Source organism: Marinobacter sp. (assembly GCF_040882185.1).
In the GTDB taxonomy this organism is placed as follows: domain Bacteria; phylum Pseudomonadota; class Gammaproteobacteria; order Pseudomonadales; family Oleiphilaceae; genus Marinobacter.
Map to the genome: position 1 here is coordinate 13,475 of NZ_JBBEBW010000008.1, position 23,992 is coordinate 37,466.

Below are 23,992 nucleotides of genomic sequence, written 5' to 3' on the forward strand. Positions count from 1 at the left end.
GTTAGATCAGGCTGTTTAACAACCGTGGCTTTTCAATAATATAGCCTTGAGCATAGTCCACTCCAAGCAACCTGAGCGCCTCGAGTGCCTCCCGGGTTTCAACCTGAGCGGCAATAACTTCCCGCTTCATATAATGCGCCATATCCACCATGGAACGGACCATGGCGTGGTCAGTCTCGCTCGTGGCTACGTGCCGTGTAAAGGCCCCGTCGAGCTTGATCAGATCCACCGGCAGGCTTCGCATATACTGGTACGATGTCGGGCCGCTGCCAAAGTTTCCGAGGCAGAATCGACAGCCCAGCTCCCGCATCTCTTCGATAAATTCCGCTACTCCCTGAATATTATCGATAGCGGCAGCCTCAGTAATCCCAAACCAGAGTCTCTCTATGGGAGCGTCTTTCTGGCTCAGCTTGTCGTAGATAAATTCCAGCAATGACTCATCGTTCAACGAGTAACCTGACAGGTTGATGCACATACCCCCCAGGTCGGCAGAACTCGGGGCAGAGTCGCGAAGCCAATCGAGCATATGGCCCACCACCCACCGGTCGACAGCCTGCATCCGATTGTATCGCTCCGCCATTCTTACAAAATCCGCAGCGGCTATCAGATTTCCGGCTTCGCCGTGCATGCTTATCAGGACCTCATACTGGGTCGGCAACCGGGCCTCAGCGTGCAAAGGAATGATTTTCTGGCAGCGTAACAACATACGCTCCTCATCGAGATTACTGAGGCTCGCCACCTTTGCCGTGATCTGCTCCTGCTGGGCCTGGGCTGTCGCATCCAGGCTGTAAGTGACGGTATGCCGGTTGCCCTTCCTCTTGGCCAGTTTGCAGGCTTCATCGGCTGCCCGCAGCCAACGCTCGGCGGTCGCCAACGTCGGTAGCATCGGAGCCAGACCGGCACTGCCGGAAAGCTGGTGGCGCTTGCCCGCATAGGTTAACTCCATCGCCTCGATTGCCTTGATGACACCGGCCGTCAATACTTCCGACTGCTCAGCTGGCACCAAAAAACCAAACTCGCTGCCGGTAAGCCTCGACAGCGGCATGTCTTCTCCGACCTGGTCCCGTAAAATACCGGCCACGGACTTGATGGCATCATCGCCTGCAATATAGCCGGCGGTATCGTTCAGCAGTCGCAACTGGCGCAAGTCGAGCCGCACGAGCACACGCTCATCCTCGTGCCGGGCAAGCTGTTGCTCTAGCAAGCGCTCAAACTCCCGCCGTGCCAGCAAGCCGGTCAGTTCATCATGAGTGGAGACCCAGGACAACTGGTCGTATACCTTGCAAACCATCCGATCAATACTTTCATCCACCAGCGGCCGGTCGTAAAGGCTGTCGGGCACCATCATGCCTTTTTGCAGGAGGCGAGCCAGCGCGTTGAGCTCAAGCTCGACCACCCGCATACCCTGGTGATTCACGAATACAAAGCGGCTGAAACTCCTCGCCACCCAAACCAGCCGAATATACTGGGGCTCTGTCGGCTTTTCCTGATCTTTCAGCCAGTCACCGGTACGCAGTTTCTGAGCCCTCACAACCCAGCGTTGCAGGCTCTGGTTCTCCCGCTCCCGGGCTACCAGCTCTTTCTCATCCAAAGCTTTGGCAGCGGGTGCCACCTCGACCATTTCAACCACCGTGTCCGGTTTACGAATCAGAAATTGCTTAAGCTGATCCCGGATATGAGAGGAGGGCAAATGATTACTGGATATGGATGCCAGACCATCCTGGATGACCCGCAGCAATTCCGGCAGATTCATCGAGGCACCGGGATCTTCGCCGAAGGTGATCAACGAATCGATCACGGACAGGTAATCCTGCCAAAGCTGGCTCTCCGGCCCCTGCCTGATCCAGGTCAGCGAGAGCAAGTCCCGCCAACCGCCGTTTAGCAGGCTCACCAATGCCTTGGGCACCTGACGACCCGCCAGCCGCTGGTCCAGTGCCGAATTGACTGCAGCCTTGGATTCCGACACTTTCTGTGCGCCTTCAGCGGCGGCGGTCACCCGCTCCACATTGCGACGATAAACCAGATCCTGACGATCGATCAGATTATCAAGCTCTCCAACCGCATGCTCGAAAACCCGGGTATCCTGTTCAAAATCGGTACTGATGCGCTGAACCAGTTCGTCAATACGCCGCTGAATGACCGGATTCACCCGGCCACCCTTGACGCCCAGTTGCGCCAGACGATTCATCACACCTCTGACCGGGCTCGCCTGATCGTCAAAAAACTCCCGGTCCCGTAACATCACTTTGAACACCGGCACTTCCAACTGACGCAGTTGCTGCTGGGTGACTTCGCTCAATCTGGGACTTTCCACCACACTATTGAAAAACCGGTCCACGACATCAAGCGTGCCCTGCTGCTCTTCGTCCAACGCGTTGTTACCAGAAGCCTTCACCCGGTCAATAATCCGATCTTTGAGCGATATCGGAATAACCGCTGATTGAGGTGTTTCGACCTGCAGTTGTTGTAGTTCACGCTGCAGCTCACCCGCAGACATCGGTCGGGCCTGGGGTGGAAATGGCCTCGGATCAACGTCACCGCGGCTCAAGCGGCTGTCCGTCAGCGTCGACACAAGATTGCGCACCGTAGCGAAAGCTGATTGAGCCGCCTGTGAGTAATTTCGGAAACTCTTCGCTGAAACACGGGCAGCACCACTTGATGCTTTTTCCCGTAAAGATTGTGGCGCCTGGTCAGGCTGGACGAGATCATCCGTGTTCCGGGGCATGACCGGACGTTCCGGCGATTCTACGGGAGGCGACTCAGAGCGGACTGGCTCCGGCCGGGAGGCGCGCTCACTCAGATACTTGCTGAGATCCAGGTTCGGCAGAATTCCCTGTCGGATCAGGACCTGATTGAGGTCGTTGTAGAGCGGCTTGAGCTCCTGCAACACTGAGATTTCGAATGCTCGCAAGCAGATTTTCTCTGCGCTTCTGGTCGCTTTAAGGTGCTGTAAACCGCGATGAAAGGCCTCACATATCAGCGCCGGGCCTAACGGATTCTGATGGCCGGTGGCATTACTGACCGAAAGTTTGTCCAGCCGCATCTTGAGCTGTAACAGGTCCCCCCGGTATAAGGTATCGGCCTTGGTGACCATCACCTTGATCGTCAACCAGTCTTCGAATTCAGTTTTATCCACCAACGACAACTCGGCACCCGGCACACCTTTGCGCTCAGGCTTCAGAGGCGATTCCAGCGCTTGCAGCATCTGGTGCCAGATTGCCCGGCGACGCACACCCACCTGGCCGGCGGTATCCATGTAATCATTGGCCTGCTGCTCATTGGAAGCGCTCTCAGCCGCCTGCTTCAACGCTTCTGTCATGCCGACGAAGCACGATTCCATCAACGGTTCGATGTGTTCTATCAGGATTTTTGCACATTGGCGCAGGACAAACTGGACCTTTTCACTGGGCGGTTTCAGGGCTGAACGTTCCTGACTTCGACTGGCGCCACACTGCTGGAGCATGGCGTCCACCGCCTCCGGATTAGCCCGGGTAAACAGCACCCCTAGGGCGCCTTCAACATGACGGGCCACACCAACCTTCAGCTCATGGCGCTTTTTGCCATCCGCACTGCGGAATCTTACGATCAACTCGTCTCCGCCACGTCGAGCCAGGCTGTTGTCAACCTTCCGGGCGGTTTCCCCTGAATAGCGTATGAACAGGCCTTCAGCACAAAAGTCAGCGATCTGGCAGGGCCAGGGCTGTTCTGGCTCCAGCACAATCTGGGCAGCGAGTTTAATCGGTTGACGAGGACTGGCTCGACGTTCCTTGGGATCCATTGACGACCTGGTAGTTGGAAAAATCGACGATGGCGTTATGACAACACCAGTGACATCGATTTGTAAAAATGTTCGAGAGCCATTGCGAAGGTACGATTCTGTCCATTCGCAATCTACTGTTAAGACCTTCAATCCGCCCCGGCCAGCTTTAAGACAATCACAGGAAACAGCTTAGTCAGATCTATCCTCTTTCGCTACTGATAATCACGAGCTGGCACGATTAATCAGAGGCTCCCAAGGCGTTTAACAAAGACCTTTGAGTTACGCTGGGTGTTGTAACTGGCCAGTTTGGGTCCCGGCAGGGACTGCACCTTTGATGGCTCAAAACCCCGCTCACGAAACCAGTGCTCGGTTTGCGTGGTCAGCACAAACAACTGCGCCAGACTCATCCCACGGGCTCTGGACTCGATCATTGCCAGGATGTCGTCACCACGGCCCGCCCGCCGATAGGCGGGGTCAACAGCAAAACAGGACAGCTCCCCAGCGGATTCCTCCGGGTAAGCGTACAAGGCCGCACAGCCGACGATCATGCCGTCCCGTTCGGCAACCACAAAACAGTCGACTTCCGTTTCCAGCAACTCCCGGGAGCGCCTGACCAGAACCCCCTGATCTTCCAGCGGCTGAATCAGCTCCACAATACCGCCAATGTCTTCCACTCGGGCCCGACGCACCTGTTCGTAGTTATCGCCACTGACCAGGGTGCCGGAACCGTCCCGTGTGAATAACTCTTCCAGCAGCGCGCCGTCTTCGCCATAGCTGATGATGTGAGACCGCCGCACACCTTTAACACAGGCATCACAGGCGGCCCGTAACAGATCGCTGTCAGCATCGGCGGCCTTGAGCGTTGCGAGCCGGTCACAGGCCTGTCGCACCGTGAGCTCCCGGACCAGTGCACCGGTTTCATCCAGTACGCCCTTGTGTTCGGTGAAGATGATCAGTTTCTCTGCCTGCAAGGCGGCTGCCACCTGGCTGCCGACATCTTCGTAGGAAAGGTTGAAGGCATCCCCGGTAGGCGAGTACCCCAGCGGCGGCAACAGCACAATATGGCCTGCCTCCAGCAGCTTTTCGATCCCGCTGACATCTACCCGGCGAACCCGGCCGGTGTAGCCATGATCAACCCCGCCCAGAACACCGACGGGGCGGGCCGCCACATAATTGCCACTACTGACCCGGATGCGTGCGCCGTGCATGGGTGAATTGACCAGCCCCATGGACAACCGACTCTCGAGGTACGACCGCAAGGCCCCGATAGCTTCCAGGGCAAACGGCAGTTGCTCTTCTTTGGTAATTCGCAGCCCGTCCTTGAATTCGGAGACCTCGCCCGCCTCGTCCAGTCGTTGCTGAATCTGGGGTCGAGCCCCGAATGCCACTACGAGTTTGACCCCCAGACTGCTCAACAACGTAATGTCATGGATAATGTTGATCAGGTTGTCATGGGCAATAGCTTCACCGCCGAGGGTCAACACCACGGTGCGTCCACGATGGGCGTTAATGTAGGGTGAAGAGTGGCGGAATCCATGCAGCCAGTCATTTGATTTCAATACCTTGCTCCTCAGCAATGTGTAGTTTTGGCGTCTGGCTGCACTATTCCAGACAATAATGCCTAATCAGTCCCTGCAGTATTTTTACCGCCGGGTTCAGTTGTGACAATGCCAGAAACTCGTCCGGCTGATGGGCCTGATCAATAGAACCCGGACCCATGACCAGGGTCTCCAGGCCCAACGCCTGCAACCAAGGCGCCTCCGTAGCGAACGCGACGGCCTCAGCGGAGTGTCCGGTGAGGCGCTCGCAGACACTTACCAGATCCGCGTCAGCGGCGGTTTCAAAGGGGGGCACGCCATCAAATAAAGGTTCAAAGGACAATTTGAGCCCGCGCGTGGTGGCTAGCGGCTGAATTCGGTCAAGAATCATCTGACGCAATTCATTCATCTTCATACCCGGCAGCGGGCGCAGATCAAAGTGTAACTCGCAGCGGGCGCAAATCCGGTTTGGGTTATCACCACCGTGGATGCAACCAAGATTAAGGGTTGGCACCTGAACCTTGAAATTGGCATTGTGGTATTGCGTCTGCCAGCCCTTTCTCAAGGCCAGGAGTTCACCCATGGCCTCATGCATCCCTTCCAGGGCGTTGTTGCCCAGGGACGGGTCTGAAGAATGACCAGACTGACCTTCGAAGATCAATCGCTCCATCATAATGCCCTTGTGCATGCGCACCGGCTTCAGACCGGTGGGTTCGCCGATGACCGCGTAGCGCGCCTTGGGTCGCCCAGCCTCCGCCAGCGCCCTGGCACCATTCATGGAACTCTCTTCGTCTGCCGTTGCCAGAATGATCAACGGTTGTTTAAGGTTTTGTCCAACAATCGCCCTGGCGGCCTCAATAACGAGCGGGAAGAACCCTTTCATGTCGCAGGTTCCCAGCCCGTACCAGCGGTCATCCCGTTCGGTCAGGGTAAACGGATCACTTTTCCAGCGCTTGTCATCATAGGGGACCGTATCCGTGTGGCCGGACAGCACCAGGCCGCCGGAGCCGCTACCTAGCGTGGCAATAAGATTGAATTTACCCGGCATGCCCGGCACCGGCATGATCTCGGTGACGAAGCCCATCGGCTCAAGCCATTCGGCCAGTTGCCGGACAACCGGCTCGTTGCTGTGATCCCAGGCCGGCGTGGCGCTACTGATGGAAGGCAGGGCAATCAGCCGGGTAAGCATATCCCTGATGCCTGGTATTCTGGCGGCTGCAGAAAAAGTTTGATCAGACATAATGCACCCTTGATATTCAGGAGTTAGGGCTTTGTACTTCAGTAGCGAATCCAGGATCGGATTCCGTTTCCGGCTCGCTTCGTGGCTGCACGCCAGCTTCCGACTTCCGCTCCGGCTCTGGTACAGGCGCCACAACGGAACGACCCTCATCACTGGCTCGACGCCAGACATCGAACTGTTCTACGGCTTCAATGACCATGGGGTAGGCAACTTCACCCCCATCGACCATTCGGGCTACTTCAATTCGTTCTTCATGCACACTGATCAGGCGCCCTTCCACAATGCGGCCACTTGCTAGCGTAACTCTGACGGTGCGCGCAAGCCAGCGCCCTGCTTCATTAACCGACGCCGGGCGCCAGTCAGCCATAGCGGATTCCGGTTCGCCCAGTACCACTGGTTCAACTGCCTGCTCCGGCAATTCCGGAAGTTCGGCTTTCACCCGTGTCAGGTATACATCCGGAACACCGGCCTGATTATAGGTCATGCTGAACGAGGCATTACTGGCAGCAGCACCCTCAAGCCCATGAACGGGTACGCCCACTGTCGGGCTGGCTGGTTCAACGGTAAACTCCAACTGGCCGCCTTCGGTCAGCCAACGCTGGTAAAGCGCGATCAATTGCTTACTGGGCTCATAACCACGGGCATTCAGGGCATCCCGAAACCCACTGGTAACAAGCACCACCCATTCCGGCACTTCCATCCGCGATTCCCGGGCACAATAGACGGCTACCTTGCGCATTAAGCCACCATCACGCAGGACCACGTCCATGGCAACCGGCAGGTGACGCTGGACGTCTTCAATTGCCGCATCCCCGGTGACCAGACTGGGACGATAATTACGGGCGGTCATCTCAAGGCTGCCAGTTCCGGCCGTGCTCAACTCAAAATGTAAATTGTCCCGCGTCTGCCGGAGCAGGATTTCACCCCGGATATCCGAGACACCCATCCGGACCAGGTCGCCACTACCCAGTTGTTGTCGATGGTCCGGCCCGCAGGTGAGCCCAAATAATGCGGGCTTCTCGTCTGCCTCCGGGGCCACCCAGTTCTTGATCATGGCGGCATCCAGTTGGAGCTTCACTCCTTCGGCATCAAGTTGCCACTCTTTCGGTGGTTGGGTCGGGTCGACCAGAGCCTGCATCAGCGCCACCGGTGAACCTGCAGTGAAGCGCACGAGGCCAACATTCAGAGGCTGGGTTAATCGAAACTGCTGGTACCGGACACTGTGCAGGGTGACCTGACCCGACAGGTTGGAACTCAAACGTTGCCACTCGACCACGCCCGACTCAGCAATCTCATCACCCAGTTCCGCCATGCGCTGTCCAGCCAGGAACCAGACCGCACCTTTGAAGAGAAAAAAAGCAACCAGCGCCAGTACGACCAGCGTGTAAAACAGCTTCTTCATGCTGGCCTCCCGATGGCCGTCAACCGCGTGAAATCAAGGTACCGACACCCTCGTCGGTGAAGATTTCCAACAGCGTAGCGTGGGCCACCCTGCCATCAATGATATGGGCGGTGCGAACCCCGTGCTCAACTGCGCTCAGTGCACACCGTATTTTCGGCAACATGCCCCCGTGGATGGTGCCATCCTCAATCAAGGCGTTGACCTGGCTTGCAGTCAAACCGGTTAACACCTTGTCCTCTTTACTCTTCAGACCGGAAACGTTGGTCAGCAGTATCAGTTTCTCAGCTTTCAACGCTTCCGCGACCTTGCCCGCGACCAGGTCCGCATTGATATTGTAGGAGGCGCCATCCGGGCCGACGCCAATGGGCGCAATCACCGGAATCACGTTGCTCCGGGTCAACATGTCGATCACCTCCACGTTGACGCTTTCCACATCCCCTACATGACCGATGTCGATAATTTCAGGCCGCTTGAGCTCATCGGACTGCGACCTTACCTCGAGTTTGCGGGCGCGAATCAGGTTGGCATCCTTTCCGGTCAAGCCAACGGCCGTGCCGCCCTGACGGTTGATCAAAGACACGATCTGTTTATTGACCTGGCCGCCAAGCACCATTTCAACCACATCCATGGTCTGGCTGTCTGTCACCCGCATGCCATTGATGAAATGCGATTTGATATTGAGACGCTCCAGCAGATCCCCGATCTGGGGGCCACCACCATGAACCACGATGGGATTGATACCCACCAGCTTCATCAGCACCACATCCCGGGCAAAGCTACTTTTCAGCTCTTCGTTTTCCATCGCATTCCCGCCGTACTTTATGACGACAGTTTTACCCGTAAAACGCTGGATATAAGGCAGCCCTTTACTTAGTACTGCAGCCACCTGCATGGCGGTTTCTCGATCCAATGCCATTCTAAAAACCCTGTCAGATATGTTCAGTTTATGTTCTAAAAAGTGGCCACTAGATCGGGCGCGACTTTCATGAGCTGTTCCCGGAAAACAGTTTTGATACGCTCGAGGGCTGCCTCGGATTCCGCCTCAAACCTCAACACCAGCACCGGCGTAGTGTTTGAAGCACGGCAAAGCCCCCAGCCATCCGGATAATCCACCCTGACACCGTCAATGGTACTCAAGTTGCCGTCACCGAAATTCCCCTCCTTGCTGAGCTTCTCAACCAGGGTAAACTTGGTCTCATCGGACACGTCCACATTCAGTTCAGGGGTACTGATATCATCCGGGAATTCGGCAAACACTTCCTCACACTGGCGATCCTCTACCCCCAGAATTTCCAGCAGCCTGGCTGCAGAGTAGAGGCCATCGTCAAAGCCATACCAACGTTCCTTGAAAAACACGTGGCCACTCATTTCTCCGGCCAGCAGGGCCCCGGTCTCCTGCATCTTGGCTTTTATTAGCGAATGGCCGGTTTTCCACATGATCGGGCGCCCCCCCGCCTGACTGATTACGCCGGCCAGCCGGCGGCTACATTTGACGTCATAGATCACATCCGCACCCGGATTGCGAGACACCACATCCCGCGCAAACAGCATCATCAGGCGGTCTGGCCAAATGATTTTACCGGTGTTGGTCACCACACCGAGGCGGTCACCGTCGCCATCGAACGCCAGGCCGATATCGGCCTTCTCGGCTTTCACCCGCTGAATGAGGTCGATCAGGTTATCGGGTTTGCCCGGGTCAGGATGATGGTTGGGGAAGTCACCGTCGACGTCACAATACAACCGGATAACTTCGCAACCGAGCTCTTCCGCCAGTAAAGGGCCAAGCTCGCCAGCGATACCGTTACCAGCATCCATGACGATCTTTAAAGGCGCAGCGACGGCAATATCTTCAATAATACGATCCAGATAAGCCCGACGCACATCCTGTTCGGATCGGCTGCCCTGGCCATGCTCGAAATCACCGGTCTGAATACGCTGTAACAGTTTCTGGATAGCTTCACCAGACAATGTCTCACCGCCGAGCATGATTTTAAGTCCATTGTAATTGGATGGATTATGGCTGCCTGTCACCATCACTCCAGAGCCGGTATTCAAATGGTGGGTGGCAAAATAAAGTACCGGCGTCGGTACAGCTCCCACATCGACTACGTCGCAGCCTGTCGACATAATTCCCCGACCCAGGGCGTGGGCCAGTTCCGGGCTTGAGTGCCGGCCATCATAGCCGATACACAAAGTCGTGGTCTGGCGGGCAATTGCTTCACTGCCGATAGCCTGACCAATAATCATGACGACGTCTGCGGTCAGGGTCTCACCCACGATACCCCGGATGTCATAGGCCCTGAAAATACCAGGTACCACTTCAACGCTTGGTTGAACCACTTCCTCGACACCCAGCCCGAACTCATCCGCGCTGTCCTGGCCACCAAAACCGAGCACGTCTTCATCGCCATCCAGCATATCGATATCGAGCATATCCTTGTCCTGGAACAGGGGCTCTGCCGAATCCGCGGCCCCTGCTTTTATCGGGCCGGAACCCGGTGCCGGTTTGGCAGGCGGCATACGATTGGCTTCCGCTGCCTTGACCAGTCGCTTGTCGACCGCCTGGGCCAACCTTAAAAGGACCTCGCCTATCGAGGCCATCATATCCCACTGGAATCCTGGCAGTTTGGTGCGTTCGCCACCGAACGCCTTATGGGCCCACTGAATCAGCATAGCGACTTCCCGACGCAAAGCGCGCTGAGCGTTTGCCATCAGCATCCAGACCACGATAGCGGCCAGCAAGGACGGGATCGCGATCAGGACCATGGCAATGACCGGATTGGATTCAGGCAAAGCGTTCACTGACGGGGTGAATCGCAGGGTCCAGTTTGGTGGCGTCAACGGGCTATCAATAACGTCTGCACTGCCCGTACCTCGGCCGATCAGCGTTTGGCCCTGCCCCGAAACAGTTTGTATAATCTCCACCTTGCTGGCATCAGAGGCCAGGGCCGGAGCCAGTATATCGGCGCTGAACACGACCAGTACCGTGCCTTGAACGGCCTGAGTGGATGGATTTCTGACGGGCGCTGCCAGTTGGACGAACCATTGGTTGTCACGGGGAAAGGCATCGGCAGATATCTGTCGTCCAGACTCGGCCCGACGGGCCAGGTCGAGGCTTGCAAACCCAAGCCCACGCATATTACCGGAGCGGCGCGGAATATCGCCGTAAGGAAACACAAACACTTCGCTGATGTCGGGCAACATGGACTTGAGATCTTCGGAAATGGCGCGCTGATTAGATGCGTCTGCAAGTGCATTTCGCACCGCTGACTGAGAGGCGTAGCCATTGACCAGATTCTGTAAAATGGTCAGATGTTGCTCTACCCGGGCTACTGCCTGTTCAGACATAACCCTGGAGTGTGCGGCCTGAAACCGCGATTCAGATGGCCCCAGTACCAGGTAAAAAAGTAAGGCCGAGGCGGCAACGCCCGCCAACAGCGTCACCACGACCTGCAGTAACATCACATCCGTCAAGCGCTTTAGCTTTGGCCCTTTGGCGGATGTTTCCGCTTTTTGTTTCTTCTTTTTGGTCTCGGTGGAGTCTGGCGCCAGCTCTTCCGAAGATTTTTTCTTGCCGAGTTTCATAGCGAGGTTCCGCTCGATAGTTGCCGCACGGGACGGTTGTTATTGGATTCAATGATTTTTTTAATTAGCAAGAGTATAGATGTCCTGCTGATCCTTGCTTGCAAGAGGCAGAAACCCTTAACGGGTTCCGGTAGACCCAAACCCGCCCTGGCCTCGGTCGCTGGTTTCAAACGCTTCCACAATGTCAAAATCAGCCTGGACAACCGGCACCAGAATCAACTGGGCAATGCGCTCCCCCACTTCAACGGTGAACGGGCTTTGCCCGCGGTTCCAACAGGACACCATCAACTCGCCCTGATAATCCGAGTCAATCAACCCCACCAGATTGCCCAGCACAATGCCATGCTTGTGGCCCAAACCGCTGCGCGGAAGAATCATCGCAGCCAGTGAGGGATCACCAATATGAATGGAAAGCCCGGTTTTGAGCAGTTCAGTCTGGCCAGGCGCCAACGTCAGCGGTTTACTCAGACAGGCTCGCAAGTCGAGACCGGCCGAGCCGTCGGTCGCGTAAGCAGGGAATGCGATACTCTCACCGATACGCGGGTCGAGAACCCGCACCTGCAGTGACTGTCTGGTCATGATTTTACCTCACTGCTGTCAGATTGATTGTTGGAGTGGGCAATTGCACGATAATGTTCCGCGATCAAGGCAATGAGCCTGCCCGAGAGATTGACCTTGGTCTCCTGACCGAACACCTGCTGGCCTCCCGGCCATAAGGCGGTGACGGCATTCTCGTCACCATTGAAACCGACCCCTGCCTGAGACACACCGTTAGCGATAATCATGTTGAGATGCTTACGTGTCAGTTTATCGGTGGCATAGCGAATGACGTCAGATGTTTCGGCAGCAAATCCGACGGTAAACGGTGCATCAGTACGGCCCGCTATTGCTGCCAGCGTATCGGGATTGCGCACCAGCGCCAGCGACAGTTCTTCCTGGGATTTTTTAAGCTTCTGGTCAGCACAGGTTAACGGGCGATAATCCGCTACCGCTGCGGTCGCTATAAAGATGTCACAACCCGCATCCACGACCCTCATAGAACTCGCCAGCATATCTTCTGCCGTCACAATCGGGAGCACCGCTACGCCTGCAGGTCGCGGAAGCATCACCGGGCCACTGACGAGGGTGACGTCAGCGCCAGCAGCGTGGGCTGCCGCCGCGAGTGCGTACCCCATCTTGCCGGAACTGTGATTACTGATATAGCGCACCGGGTCGATTGCTTCGCGGGTAGGACCGGCAGTAATCACCACCCGCACCCCCGCGAGCGACCGGGGAGTATCCAGCAGGACCCGGTCAGCAATCGCCTGTGGCTCCAACATCCGACCAGGACCGACATCACCACAGGCTTGATCTCCCTGGTCCGGACCCAGCACACGGATTTGCGGGTCGGCTTCGAGCAGCGACAGATTGCGCTGGGTACGATGATTTTTCCACATGGCCTGGTTCATCGCCGGAACCACCACAATGGGTGCTTCCGTGGCGCAACACAGAGTACTCAGAAGGTCATCTGCCATACCCTGGGCGAGGCGGGCCATAAAATTGGCGGAAGCCGGAGCCACAACGATGATATCCGCCCATTTCGCCAGTTCTATGTGACCCATGCCAGCTTCTGCCGACGGGTCCAGCAAAGATGTCCTGACCGCCTCACCACTGAGCGCCTGGAACGTCAGCGGCGTCACAAAGGCCTCAGCACCACTGGTCATGACAACACGTACGGAACAGCCCGCCTTTTTCAGTAGCCGGACCAGCTCGGCGCTTTTATACGCGGCTATACCGCCTGTTACACCCAGCAGAATACGTTTCTGCGCCATGTTTGCTCCACAACCAGATTGAACAAAAACAGAAGCCTTAAGATAGCATCGCACGGGCTCTCCCGACAGCCCGACAAGCGTGTTATCCTTCCGTCGCACGCAGGACGCGTTGAACCAACCCACTATTGAAAGGATTCAAGCATGGAAAAGTCCACCTGGCCCACTGATGAACGCCCCCGGGAGCGCTTGCTCACTCACGGCGCGGGCAGCCTGTCAGACGCTGAATTGCTCGCGATTTTCCTGCGGACCGGCACAGCTGGTATGCCCGTAATGTCATTATCACGGCACCTGATTGATCATTTTAGTGGCTTGCGAGGCATGATGGCGGCGTCGAAACGTCAATTCTGTGATGTGAAAGGCCTCGGGACGGCAAAATATGCCCAGGTTCAGGCGGCGATGGAAATGGCCCGCCGAGTCATGGACGAGCCACTCCGCCAGGGCGACCCGCTGCGTTCACCCGAGGACACCCGGGCTTATCTGCGCAGTCGGCTGGGCACCTATCCCCATGAAGTGTTTGCAGGCCTGTTTCTGGATAACAGGCACAGGGTCATCCGATATCACGAACTGTTTCGCGGGACCATTGATGGTGCGGCAGTTTATCCACGAGAAGTGGTCCGCTATGCCCTGGAACAGAACGCAGCGGCGGTGATCTTTGCGCACAACCATCCATCAGGTGTAGCCGAGCCCAGTCAGGCTGACATCAGTTTGACCCGGCGGCTGAAGGAAGCTCTCGGGCTGGTGGATATCCGGGTACTCGACCATATGGTGGTGGGCCATGGCGAGGTCATTTCACTGGCCGAACGGGGCCTGATGTGAATAATGTAGGAATAAACCGAAACCTTGGCCAAAATCCTAACAATTTTTTGCGTTAAGGCCTCGATTCTGGTATAAAAGCGTCCCTTAATTTTCAGGTTGTGCCAAAACGTCGCGAGCGCTGGTCCGAGTTTCACACAGCCTGGTGTGGCGGCGTCTGGCGAGCACCGAAAGGCGCGATAAACGAATTCGTATTTTCATGACCTTAGCTCAGGTCGGAGGCAAGTATGTCCAGAGTCTGTCAGGTTACCGGTAAGCGTCCGCTTTCAGGTAACAACGTTTCTCACGCGATGAATCATAGCCGTCGTCGCTTCCTGCCCAACCTGCAGAATCATCGTTTCTGGGTTGAATCAGAAAAGCGTTTTGTAAAGCTGCGTGTATCTACCAAAGGTATGCGTGTCATCGATAAAAAAGGTATTGACGCTGTGCTGGCCGATCTTCGTGCCCGCGGCGAGAAACTCTAAGGAGCCGCATCATGCGCGAAAAAATCAAGCTGGTTTCATCAGCAGGTACTGGTCACTTCTATACGACCAACAAGAACAAGCGTAATACCCCGGAAAAAATCGAGATCAAGAAGTACGATCCGGTGGTTCGCAAGCACGTTGCCTACAAGGAAGCCAAAATCAAGTAATATTGATTTTGCTTTCGATAAGAAACCCGGCTAATCGCCGGGTTTTTTTATGCCTTGAATTTCGCCGCTAGCCGCGCGGTACCCTTAAAACTTCTCCACATAACCTTTTGGCAACGCGATATCCATGGCAATGGGGAGATGGTCAGACATTGGATAACTCACCACTTCCGCCCGACGTATTTCAAGGCTGGGGCTAACCAGAATGTGATCCAGGGCGCGCTCGGGCCGCCAGCTTGGAAAGCTGTGAGCCGTATCCGGAAGCGGGATCAGATCGGTTTCACTGAGCGGCGACCGATTCAACAATTCCTCCGCATGATTGTTCATGTCGCCCATCAGCACCACATGCCGATATTGTGCAATCTGGTCGCGGATAAACCCAAGCTGGCGCTGCTGGGCTGACTTGCTGAGTGACAGATGCATCATGACCAGCACCAGCGGGTCGTCCTCCGAACCATAGCGGGCGATGATTGCTCCACGTCCGGGGATAAGGCCCGGCAAACGATGCTCAGTGACATCCAGCGGCCGATATCGGCTCAACAGGCCATTACTGTGCTGGGCAAACTGCCCCAAATTGCGATTAAGCTGTTGCCGCCAATAGGGCAGCCCACTGGCCTCCGCAAGATACTGGACCTGATTGATGAAGCCACTGCGCAGACTTCCCCCATCACACTCCTGCAAGGCGACAACATCATAATTCCGCAACAGGCTGGCGATACGGTCGAGATTGTCATTGCGGTGCCGGTGAGGCAGAAAGTGCTGCCAGCTTCTGGTCAGGTAATGTCGATACGACGAAGTGTTGATGCCCACCTGAATATTGAAAGTGAGCAGCCGGATATGACGGTGCGCCTCAAATTCAGGCACGTGGTCCATACCCGAACAGGCACCACGGCTGGCCTTGCTAGAACCCATAAAGCCGTCAAATTGCTTTTTGATGCGTCTGTACATGGGCTGGCATCCACCGCGATTGACACCGGATCAAAGCCGAACCGGAGGCTTTCGGCCTGTAACTATCACGCAGTTACTGTTGCGCAGCGCGCTCTTTTTCAACCAGGTAGTCCACGACTTTAATCATGTTCTCATGACTACCTGTCATCGAGGCACTAACGGTGTACTTTCCATTAACCAGCATAGTCGGCGTACCGGTTATGCGCGCTCCTCTGATCTTGGCCTGAGATTGCTGCATTTTTGCATTCACGCCGAAACTGTTAAATGTCTTGATGAATTCCTCTTCATCGACGCCGTATTCCGCCAGATATTCAGCCAGTGCCTCAGGGGTCTCAAGTTGACGACGGTCCCGGGCAAGCGCCTCAAAAAGTGCGTCGTGGGTTTCGTCAAGTTTATCAAGCGCCTCTACCGCGTAGAACGCACGCGCATGGGGCTCCCAGGAGCGGCCCAAAGCAGCAGGAATCAATTCAAAGTGGACATCATCGGCCATATCGGCTTCCCACGCCTCAATCAAGGGCTTGAAGGTGTAGCAATGCGGACAGCCGTACCAGAATACCTCGGCAACTTCGATCTTGTCCTCGCTCGCGGTGGGAACCGGGTTACTCAATTCCACATAGTGCTGGCCTTCCTGCCAATCTCCGTCCTGCGCCTGAGCGCCAAAGGAAACCGTCATCATTACCAGCAACGCCGCTTTCAACATCTTTGTCATAATAAAACCTCTGTTGTTATAACCACAATCAAACATAATTGAGTACCAATTGGCCAGTTAAGACCAAGATAATCTTACAAAGTTCTCTGGCGTCAGATAAAAAACACCGCACTTCAGGCCAAGCCGTTTGCCTTATGTGTGGCTGTTTCCTGATCAACGGACGCAGAAATCCGACGTGAGATAAGCTTTTGTCGCTTAGCTCTGTCAAAAATTTTGATGGGACAGGTGAGGATCTTCCAGAGGCTCCCCGCCCCGGGCCAGAAGTCTCTCGAGTTCTTCTGGACTTTGGGCGGGACTGAAATAGTGTCCCTGGGCGACATGGCAGCCCTGCGCCCAGAGAAACTCCATCTGTTCCTGAGTCTCCACCCCTTCCGCCAGTGAGCGCATCCCCAAGGCCTCGGCCAACGCTATAATGGCGGTAACGATGGCCGCACTGTCAACGTCCTTTGTTATGTCGTGAATGAACTCGCTATCAATTTTCAGCGTATCGACCGGGAAGTGTTTCAGGTAGCTCAAAGAAGAGAAGCCCGTGCCAAAGTCATCAATTGCGACCTTCAAACCGATGGATTTTAATCTACGAAAGACCTCCCCGATGGATTTAATATTATCCATAAGCACTGTCTCGGTAATCTCAAGCTCCAGAAATGTCGGGTCCATTCCCGTGTCCTGTATAGCACGGGTCACCGTCTCAAAAAGTGCCTTGGCGTCAATCTGACGACCGGAGACGTTTACGGCGAGAGCGATTGGCGGAAGGCCTTTGGCAGTCCATTGTTGATGCTGAGCGCAAGCGGAATTCAGCACCCATTCGCCAACGGGAACAATCAGCCCTGTCTCTTCAAGCAACGGAATAAATTTCTCGGTAGGAACCAGCCCGGTCCCGGGCCTCTGCCAGCGCAACAGTGCTTCCACTCCAACCATCGCGCCACTCTCAAGGTCGAACTGCGGCTGATAGGCGAGCGAGAATTCACCTCGCCCCAACGCGCGACGCAGATCAGTTTCGAGCTCCAGTCGCTCCATTGCATGCGCATTCATCTCTACTCGGTAGAAGTGATAGCTATTGCCGCCTTGCTGCTTGGAACAATACATCGCAGTGTCGGCGTTCTGCATTAAGACCTGGCTATTATCGCCGTCATCGGGATAGAGACTGATGCCAAGACTGAACGTCATGAACAGCTCCCTCCCAGCGATCGAAAAAGATGGCGACATGGCATTGAGCATGTTGCTTGCCAGCGGCGCCACGTCATCATAGGAGGCGATATCGTTGAAAAACACTGCAAACTCATCACCCCCGAAGCGAGCAACGATGTCTCCCTCACGCATGCAAGACTTCAGGCGTTCGGATATAGCTTTAAGCAACTGATCGCCAGCATCGTGCCCCAGAGTATCGTTAACGATTTTGAACCGGTCCAGGTCCACAAACACCACTGCGACCGCACGATCATGCCATTTCGCCCGGCTCAGTGCCTGCGAGAGATGGTCGACGAACAGCATCCGGTTCGGCATTCCCGTCAAGATGTCGTGGTGCGCCAGATGGTGTAGCCGTTCCTGGGCCTGCATGCGCTCAGTCATGTCCTTGCCGGAGAAGATGTAATGTGTGCATCGTCCGTTATCGTCAGCCAGCGGCGTAACCGTTACGGCCTCGTGATAAAGCTCGCCGTTCTTCTTTCGGTTAATGATCACTTCCCGGTATATTTCGCCCCGGCCAAGGGTCTGCCAGAGGTTCGTGTAAAACGCTGGTTCGTGTTCACCGGATCTGATTAACCGGGGGGTCTTCCCTAAAATTTCGTCGCTCTGGTAGCCGGTTGTTTGCTCGAAGGCGGGGTTGACGTACTCGATATGGCCCTCGGTATCGGTAATAAAAATGGAATCAGCCACCTTCTCAACCGCACTGGATAATTTCCGGATCACATGCTCGGCCCGTTTACGCTCGGTTATCTCTGCGGTAAGCGCGACGGTTCGCTGATGGACCAGGCTTTCCAGATGGTTCTCATGGCGTTTGAGCTCCTGATTTTTATGAAACAGGTCTACAAAAACTGAAACCTTGGCGCGCAGTATCTCGGGAATGATCGGCGCGAATATGAAATCGACGGCACCGAGGGAGTAACCGCCGAGCATATCCGTTTCAGCATGAGAGTAGGACGTCACAAAAATGATGGGCGTTAGAGAGGAACGACCCCGGCTACGGATCAGGGTCGCCGTCTCGAATCCATCCATCACGGGCATCTGAACATCCATCAGGATGACGGCGTAATCCTCGGCCAGCAGGGAGCGCAAGGCGTCATGTCCAGAGGCTGCCAAAACGACGTTTTGATCCAACTCTTCCAATACTGCGGACAATGCCTGACGCTTTGCCGCATTATCATCCACCACCAGGATGTTCGCTTTTAGATCTATTTCCACGTGTTGCTGTCCTTCCGATTTCGGTCGCCCAACATCCCGGCCGCTCTGTTGGCCCCGACTCTCTCTAGCGGCTCAAGGGTAGGAGCTCAAAGGGACAACCATACCCGCATTAACGATAGCAGCTGCTCCGTATTGACTGGCTTTGGAATGTAATCCGAAGCCCCGACTTCAATACACTTCTCACGATCCCCGGGCATCGCCTTGGCCGTTAGCGCGATAACTGGCAGCGCCCTCAGATCAGGCATTCCCCTGACTGCTCGAATGGTTTCGTAGCCGTCCATTTCCGGCATCATGATATCCATCAGCACGATCTCAATGTCTGACCGCTTCTTTAACTGGGTAATGGCGCTTTTGCCGTTTTCGGCGGAATGTACCTGCATGCAGTGCTGCTCGAGAAATGCGGTCAGGGAGAATATATTCCGGACATCATCATCCACGATCAGGACCGTGCGACCGGCCAGTCTGGGGTCGGCTTTTCGGACACGCTGCAGAATTTCCTGCTTGGGTTCCGTCAGATCGGCCTCAGCCTGGTGCAGGTACAACGTGACCTGATCAAGGAGCCACTCTCGGGTGTGTACCGGCGTCAACACCAGAGACCTGCCGAGCGCCGCCAACTCTGCCCGGTCAGCCGCTGTCGCCTCCCTGGTGCTGTAAACGACAATTGGCAGGGCTCGTAAGCTTAACTCGCCACTGAGCGCGCTCAGTAGCTCAAGACCTGACTTCTCCGCCATGCTCAGGTCAACCACCAAACAGTCGAAACGAGCGTTTGCAAGTATCTCAAGTGCGCCAGCCCAATCGGCTGAGGTGACCTGCACATCATCACCGTCCAGGAATTTCGCAAGGCGCTCCTGGCCAGCCTGAACGTTCTCCACGACCAGTAGGTTCTTTTTCCCATCAGCCCCTGAGTCACTTGGCTGGTGAATGACAATATCCAGTGACTCGCGGTCCACGGGGCTTGAAATGGTGCCCCGCGCGCCCAGCCGGCGACCGGCGAGTTCATCCTCTTCCCCGGCGATGATGTATACGGGTATGTGTCGGGTTGTCGACTCGTGTTTCAGATAGTCGAGGATACCCCACCCGCTCATACCGGGAAGTTTAATATTCAACACGATAACGTCGGGTTGATATTGCCGCGCCATCGCCAGGGTTGCTTGCGCCTGGGTGGCCACGACCGCCTTCATGCCGCGCTCGTGAGCAAGCGCCAGCAGGACGTTGGCAGTGTGGGGGTCATCCTCGGCAATCAACATAACCTGCTCGCCCGTCTGAAGGTCGATTCGGTCATCGCTAATGCTCTCCAGCGCCACAGTAGCGGGCGTTAATTCGGCCTTTTCTTCGCCCGGCTCGATAAAACCGTCTTCGAGTGAACTAGCCGCCGCGCGCTCTCCATCATACGCGAGCGCTGGCACGTCGGCGTCCTGAACCAGGGTACTGGCTTTGGCGGTTCGGTAATGCAGCGGCAAGTACAGGGTGAACTCACTGCCCTCACCCGGTTCGCTCTTCAGTGCAATCTGGCCTCCCAGGAGCCGGGCCAATTCGCGACTAATTGCCAGGCCCAGCCCTGTGCCGCCATATTTACGGCTGGTAGTGCCATCGGCTTGCTGGAACGCTTCGAAGATCACCCGTTGTTTGTCCCGTGAGATGCCGATACCGGAATCACTGACTGAAAACGCAACCACGCGGTTCGCCTTGTTAAGCGGCGAAAGCTTACCCCAACCCTCAGTCACCAGTTTCACTGTCAGCGTTACTGAGCCGTGGGAAGTAAACTTGAAGGCATTGGAGAGCAGGTTCTTAGCGATCTGCTTGAGGCGCCGCTCGTCGGTAAAAATGGAGGACGGCAGATCGCTGTCAAGTTCCACCGCAAAGTCCAGCTTCTTATCTTCAGCTATGTGCCTGAAGGTCTGCTGCACAAAGCGGTCCAGATCATTGAACGTCACCTCGGCAATGTCCGCCGTAACGGTGCCCGACTCGATCTTGGACAGATCCAGGATATCATTGATCAGGTTCAACAAATCGTGGCCGGACGCGAAGATCGTTTTAGCGTACTCCACTTGCTTACCGCTGAGGTTCTGGTCGGGGTTGTCGCGAAGTTGCTGAGCCAACAGCAATAAACTATTGAGCGGAGTTCGCAGCTCATGGGACATGTTGGCAAGGAACTCGGACTTATATTTGGACGTCAGCGATAACTGTGCCGCCTTCTCCTCAAGAGACTGTTTGGCAATCTCAACTTCCTGGTTCTTGCGTTCCACCTCGATGTTCTGGGCCGAGAGCAGCTGGGCCTTTTCCTCCAACTCCTCGTTGGTCTGCTGCAACTCGTCCTGTTGGTCTCGCAGTTCTTCCGCCATCTTCTGGGACTGCAACAGCAGCCCCTCCGTCCGCGAGTTGGCTTCGATGGTATTGAGAACGATGCCAATACTCTCGGTCAGCTGTTCGAGAAACGAAAGGTGCGTGGGACTGAAACGCTCAAAAGACGCCAACTCGATAACGGCCTTGGTATGCCCTTCGAACATGACCGGTAGCACGACAATATTGAGAGGGGACGCCTCGCCGACGCCGGAGTTGATCTTGATGTAGTCATCCGGAACGTTGGTCAGCAGAATGCGCTCTTTCTCCAAGGCGCACTCGCCCACCAGTCCTTCACCCATGGCAAAGGTTTGCGACAGGTTTTCCCTGACCCGATAGGCGTAGCTGGCCTTTAGACCCAGACGGGCACTGTCTGATTCACCCTCGATACCATAAAAAACACCATGCTGGGCGTTTACCAGCGGCGCAAGCTCCGACAGGATCAGTTTGCACACCGTCAACATCTCGCGCTGCCCCTGGAGGATTCGGGTGAAGCGCGTCAGGTTGGTTTTCAGCCAATCCTGTTCCGTGTTCTTGTCGGTCGTGTCCTTGAGGTTGCGGATCATCTCATTGATGGTGTCTTTGAGGACGGCGACCTCGCCTTCCGCCGCTACCCCGATCGACCGGGTGAGGTCACCCTTGGTCACCGCTGTTGCTACCTCGGCAATCGCCCGTACCTGGGCCGTCAGGTTTGCTGCGAGCTGGTTTACGTTGTCGGTCAGGTCTTTCCAGGTACCCGAAGCCCCCGGCACCCGTGCCTGCCCACCCAGCTTGCCTTCCACGCCCACTTCCCGGGCCACACTGGTCACCTGGTCAGCGAAGATGGCCAGGGTATCGATCATGTTGTTAATGGTGTCGGCCAGGGAGGCAATCTCGCCCTTGGCGTCCACCGTCAGCTTCTTGTTCAGGTCACCTTCGGCCACCGCGGTTACGACCCGCGCGATACCCCTTACCTGGCCTGTCAGGTTCGATGCCATCAGGTTTACGTTGTCAGTAAGGTCCTTCCAGGTACCGGAAACGCCCTCTACCTCCGCCTGGCCACCCAGTTTACCGTCGGTACCTACCTCCCGCGCCACTCGGGTTACTTCTGAGGCGAACGAGCCAAGCTGATCCACCATCGTGTTAATGGTGTTCTTCAACTCCATGATCTCGCCCTTAACGTCTACCGTGATCTTTTTGGTGAGGTTCCCGTTGGCCACGGCGGTGGTCACTTCGGCGATGTTACGTACCTGAGAGGTCAGGTTACCGGCCATGGAGTTAACGTTGTCGGTAAGATCTTTCCAGGTGCCAGCCACGCCCTGCACCTGGGCCTGACCTCCGAGCTTGCCGTCGGTGCCCACTTCCCGCGCCACCCGGGTTACCTCCGAGGCAAAAGACCCGAGCTGGTCGACCATCGTATTGATGGTGTTCTTCAGCTCCATGATCTCGCCTTTGACGTTTACCGTGATTTTCTTCGATAGATTGCCGTTGGCGACCGCCGTCGTTACCTCAGCGATGTTCCGCACCTGGGCGGTGAGGTTGCCAGCCATCGAGTTTACGTTATCGGTGAGGTCCTTCCAGGTACCGGCGACGCCCTCTACACGCGCCTGACCCCCGAGCTTGCCGTCGGTGCCCACTTCCCGCGCCACCCGGGTTACCTCCGAGGCAAAAGACCCGAGTTGGTCGACCATAGTATTGATTACATTCTTGATCTGGAGAATCTCGCCTTTTACGTCAACCGTAATCTTCTGGCCCAGGTCGCCCTGGGCAATAGCGGTTGCGACCTTGGATACGTCCCTCAGCTGGACCGTCAGGTTGCCAGCCATGGAGTTTACGTTGTCGGTGAGGTCCTTCCAGGTGCCCGCGACACCCTGCACCTGGGCCTGACCGCCCAGTTTGCCCTCCGAGCCCACCTCCCTTGCCACCCGGGTTACCTCCGAGGCAAAGGAGCCGAGCTGGTCCACCATGGTGTTGATTACTTCTTTGATCTGGAGGATCTCACCCTTCGCGTCCACCGTGATTTTCTGGGTTAAATCACCCTGAGCGATAGCTGTCGCCACCTTGGAAACGTCACGCAACTGGACCGTGAGGTTGCCAGCCATCGCGTTCACGTTGTCAGTAAGGTCCTTCCACGTACCCAGTACGCCTTTTACCTGGGCCTGGCCGCCCAACTCGCCCTCGGTACCCACTTCCCGCGCCACCCGGGTTACCTCGGAGGCAAATGACTCAAGCTGATCCACCATGGTGTTAACAATTTTTGCGGTACGCATGAACTCACCGCGCATGGGTTTGCCGTCGGCATCCAGTATGACCCGCTGGGTAAGGTCGCCCTTGGCCACCGCCCCGATAACTCTCGTCATCTCGGTGGTAGGCATCGCTAAATCGGAAATCAGCGTATTGATCGAGTCGCCTTGGGCCGCCCAGGCGCCATCCACCGCGCCGAATGAAACCCGTTGGGCAAGCTTACCTTCCTTGCCTGCCGCATTGCTGACCCGATCCAGCTCCTTGGCAATTTTATCGTTGATATCAATGATGTCATTGAGTGCGTCGGCAATCTTGCCGTTCACGCCAGTCCAGTCCAACGGCATCCTCGCGGAAAAGTCACCCTTCTTGACAGCGGTCAAAACCTGAAGAAGGAGGGCGGGGTCGAAATTGGCTTCTCGGGCTTCGGTGGCTGTCATTATTATTCCTGCGCATACAAAAAAGAGGGACCGTAGGAACCCTCCAGATTAATAGGAGCCTACGAGAGTGTAAAAAATACCTATGTGCTGACTCTTTCTCAACAGGTTTACCTATTTGCAATGATTCGGAAAGTCGTCTACTCGCTGTAATATCTGTA

The 23,992-nt window shown here is 55.9% G+C and carries 15 protein-coding genes; 3 read left to right on the forward strand and 12 right to left on the reverse strand.

Annotated elements, in window-relative coordinates; all coding sequences use genetic code 11:
• Position 1: 1 nt before the first annotated feature.
• The 8 genes from WEB64_RS06155 to coaBC form a co-directional block, all read right to left on the reverse strand.
• The gene (locus WEB64_RS06155; protein ID WP_368060176.1) at positions 2-3,778 is read right to left on the reverse strand and encodes a DUF1631 family protein; all 3,777 of its coding nucleotides are present in this window, start codon (positions 3,776-3,778) and stop codon (positions 2-4) included.
• Between the two features lie 224 nt (positions 3,779-4,002).
• Positions 4,003-5,319 carry an amino-acid N-acetyltransferase gene (gene argA / locus WEB64_RS06160; protein ID WP_368060174.1) on the reverse strand — a complete coding sequence of 439 codons (1,317 nt, stop codon included), beginning with the start codon at positions 5,317-5,319 and terminating at the stop codon, positions 4,003-4,005.
• Positions 5,320-5,362: 43 nt separating this feature from the next.
• The gene (gene argE, locus WEB64_RS06165; RefSeq protein WP_368060172.1) at positions 5,363-6,538 is read right to left on the reverse strand and encodes an acetylornithine deacetylase; all 1,176 of its coding nucleotides are present in this window, start codon (positions 6,536-6,538) and stop codon (positions 5,363-5,365) included.
• Positions 6,539-6,554: 16 nt separating this feature from the next.
• Positions 6,555-7,940, reverse strand: a complete 1,386-nt coding sequence (locus tag WEB64_RS06170; RefSeq protein ID WP_368060170.1) for an acetylornithine deacetylase — start codon at positions 7,938-7,940, stop codon at positions 6,555-6,557.
• Positions 7,941-7,959: 19 nt separating this feature from the next.
• Positions 7,960-8,856 (reverse strand): acetylglutamate kinase, encoded by an 897-nt coding sequence (gene argB / locus WEB64_RS06175; protein WP_368060168.1) that lies wholly within the window; start codon positions 8,854-8,856, stop codon positions 7,960-7,962.
• Between the two features lie 35 nt (positions 8,857-8,891).
• Entirely contained in the window at positions 8,892-11,525 is a 2,634-nt protein-coding gene (locus WEB64_RS06180) for a phosphomannomutase/phosphoglucomutase (protein WP_368060166.1), read from the reverse strand.
• Positions 11,526-11,642: 117 nt separating this feature from the next.
• Positions 11,643-12,104: a dUTP diphosphatase gene (gene dut / locus WEB64_RS06185; protein WP_368060164.1), complete on the reverse strand. Its 462-nt coding sequence runs from the start codon at positions 12,102-12,104 to the stop codon at positions 11,643-11,645.
• Positions 12,101-13,336: a bifunctional phosphopantothenoylcysteine decarboxylase/phosphopantothenate--cysteine ligase CoaBC gene (gene coaBC / locus WEB64_RS06190; RefSeq protein WP_368060162.1), complete on the reverse strand. Its 1,236-nt coding sequence runs from the start codon at positions 13,334-13,336 to the stop codon at positions 12,101-12,103. The genes dut and coaBC overlap by 4 nt, the downstream gene beginning before the upstream one ends.
• A gap of 141 nt (positions 13,337-13,477) precedes the next feature.
• On the opposite strand from coaBC, the gene radC reads away from it, so the two are divergent.
• The 3 genes from radC to rpmG all read left to right on the forward strand — a co-directional run bounded on the left by radC (position 13,478) and on the right by rpmG (position 14,780).
• The gene (gene radC / locus WEB64_RS06195; RefSeq protein WP_368060160.1) at positions 13,478-14,152 is read left to right on the forward strand and encodes a DNA repair protein RadC; all 675 of its coding nucleotides are present in this window, start codon (positions 13,478-13,480) and stop codon (positions 14,150-14,152) included.
• 224 nt (positions 14,153-14,376) lie between these two features.
• Positions 14,377-14,613 (forward strand): 50S ribosomal protein L28, encoded by a 237-nt coding sequence (gene rpmB, locus WEB64_RS06200; protein ID WP_368060159.1) that lies wholly within the window; start codon positions 14,377-14,379, stop codon positions 14,611-14,613.
• Between the two features lie 11 nt (positions 14,614-14,624).
• Positions 14,625-14,780 (forward strand): 50S ribosomal protein L33, encoded by a 156-nt coding sequence (rpmG, locus tag WEB64_RS06205; protein WP_007153739.1) that lies wholly within the window; start codon positions 14,625-14,627, stop codon positions 14,778-14,780.
• A gap of 84 nt (positions 14,781-14,864) precedes the next feature.
• On the opposite strand, the gene WEB64_RS06210 is transcribed toward rpmG, so the two are convergent.
• The 4 genes from WEB64_RS06210 to WEB64_RS06225 all read right to left on the reverse strand — a co-directional run bounded on the left by WEB64_RS06210 (position 14,865) and on the right by WEB64_RS06225 (position 23,834).
• The gene (locus WEB64_RS06210) at positions 14,865-15,725 is read right to left on the reverse strand and encodes an endonuclease/exonuclease/phosphatase family protein (protein WP_368060157.1); all 861 of its coding nucleotides are present in this window, start codon (positions 15,723-15,725) and stop codon (positions 14,865-14,867) included.
• Positions 15,726-15,798: 73 nt separating this feature from the next.
• Positions 15,799-16,434, reverse strand: a complete 636-nt coding sequence (locus WEB64_RS06215; protein WP_368060155.1) for a thiol:disulfide interchange protein DsbA/DsbL — start codon at positions 16,432-16,434, stop codon at positions 15,799-15,801.
• A gap of 204 nt (positions 16,435-16,638) precedes the next feature.
• On the reverse strand, positions 16,639-18,834 hold the full coding sequence (locus WEB64_RS06220) for an EAL domain-containing protein (protein ID WP_368060153.1): 2,196 nt from the start codon (positions 18,832-18,834) through the stop codon (positions 16,639-16,641).
• An 86-nt stretch (positions 18,835-18,920) separates the two neighbouring features.
• A complete protein-coding gene (locus WEB64_RS06225) occupies positions 18,921-23,834 on the reverse strand; it encodes a HAMP domain-containing protein (RefSeq protein ID WP_368060151.1) in 4,914 nt (1,637 codons plus the stop codon).
• Positions 23,835-23,992 lie beyond the last annotated feature (158 nt).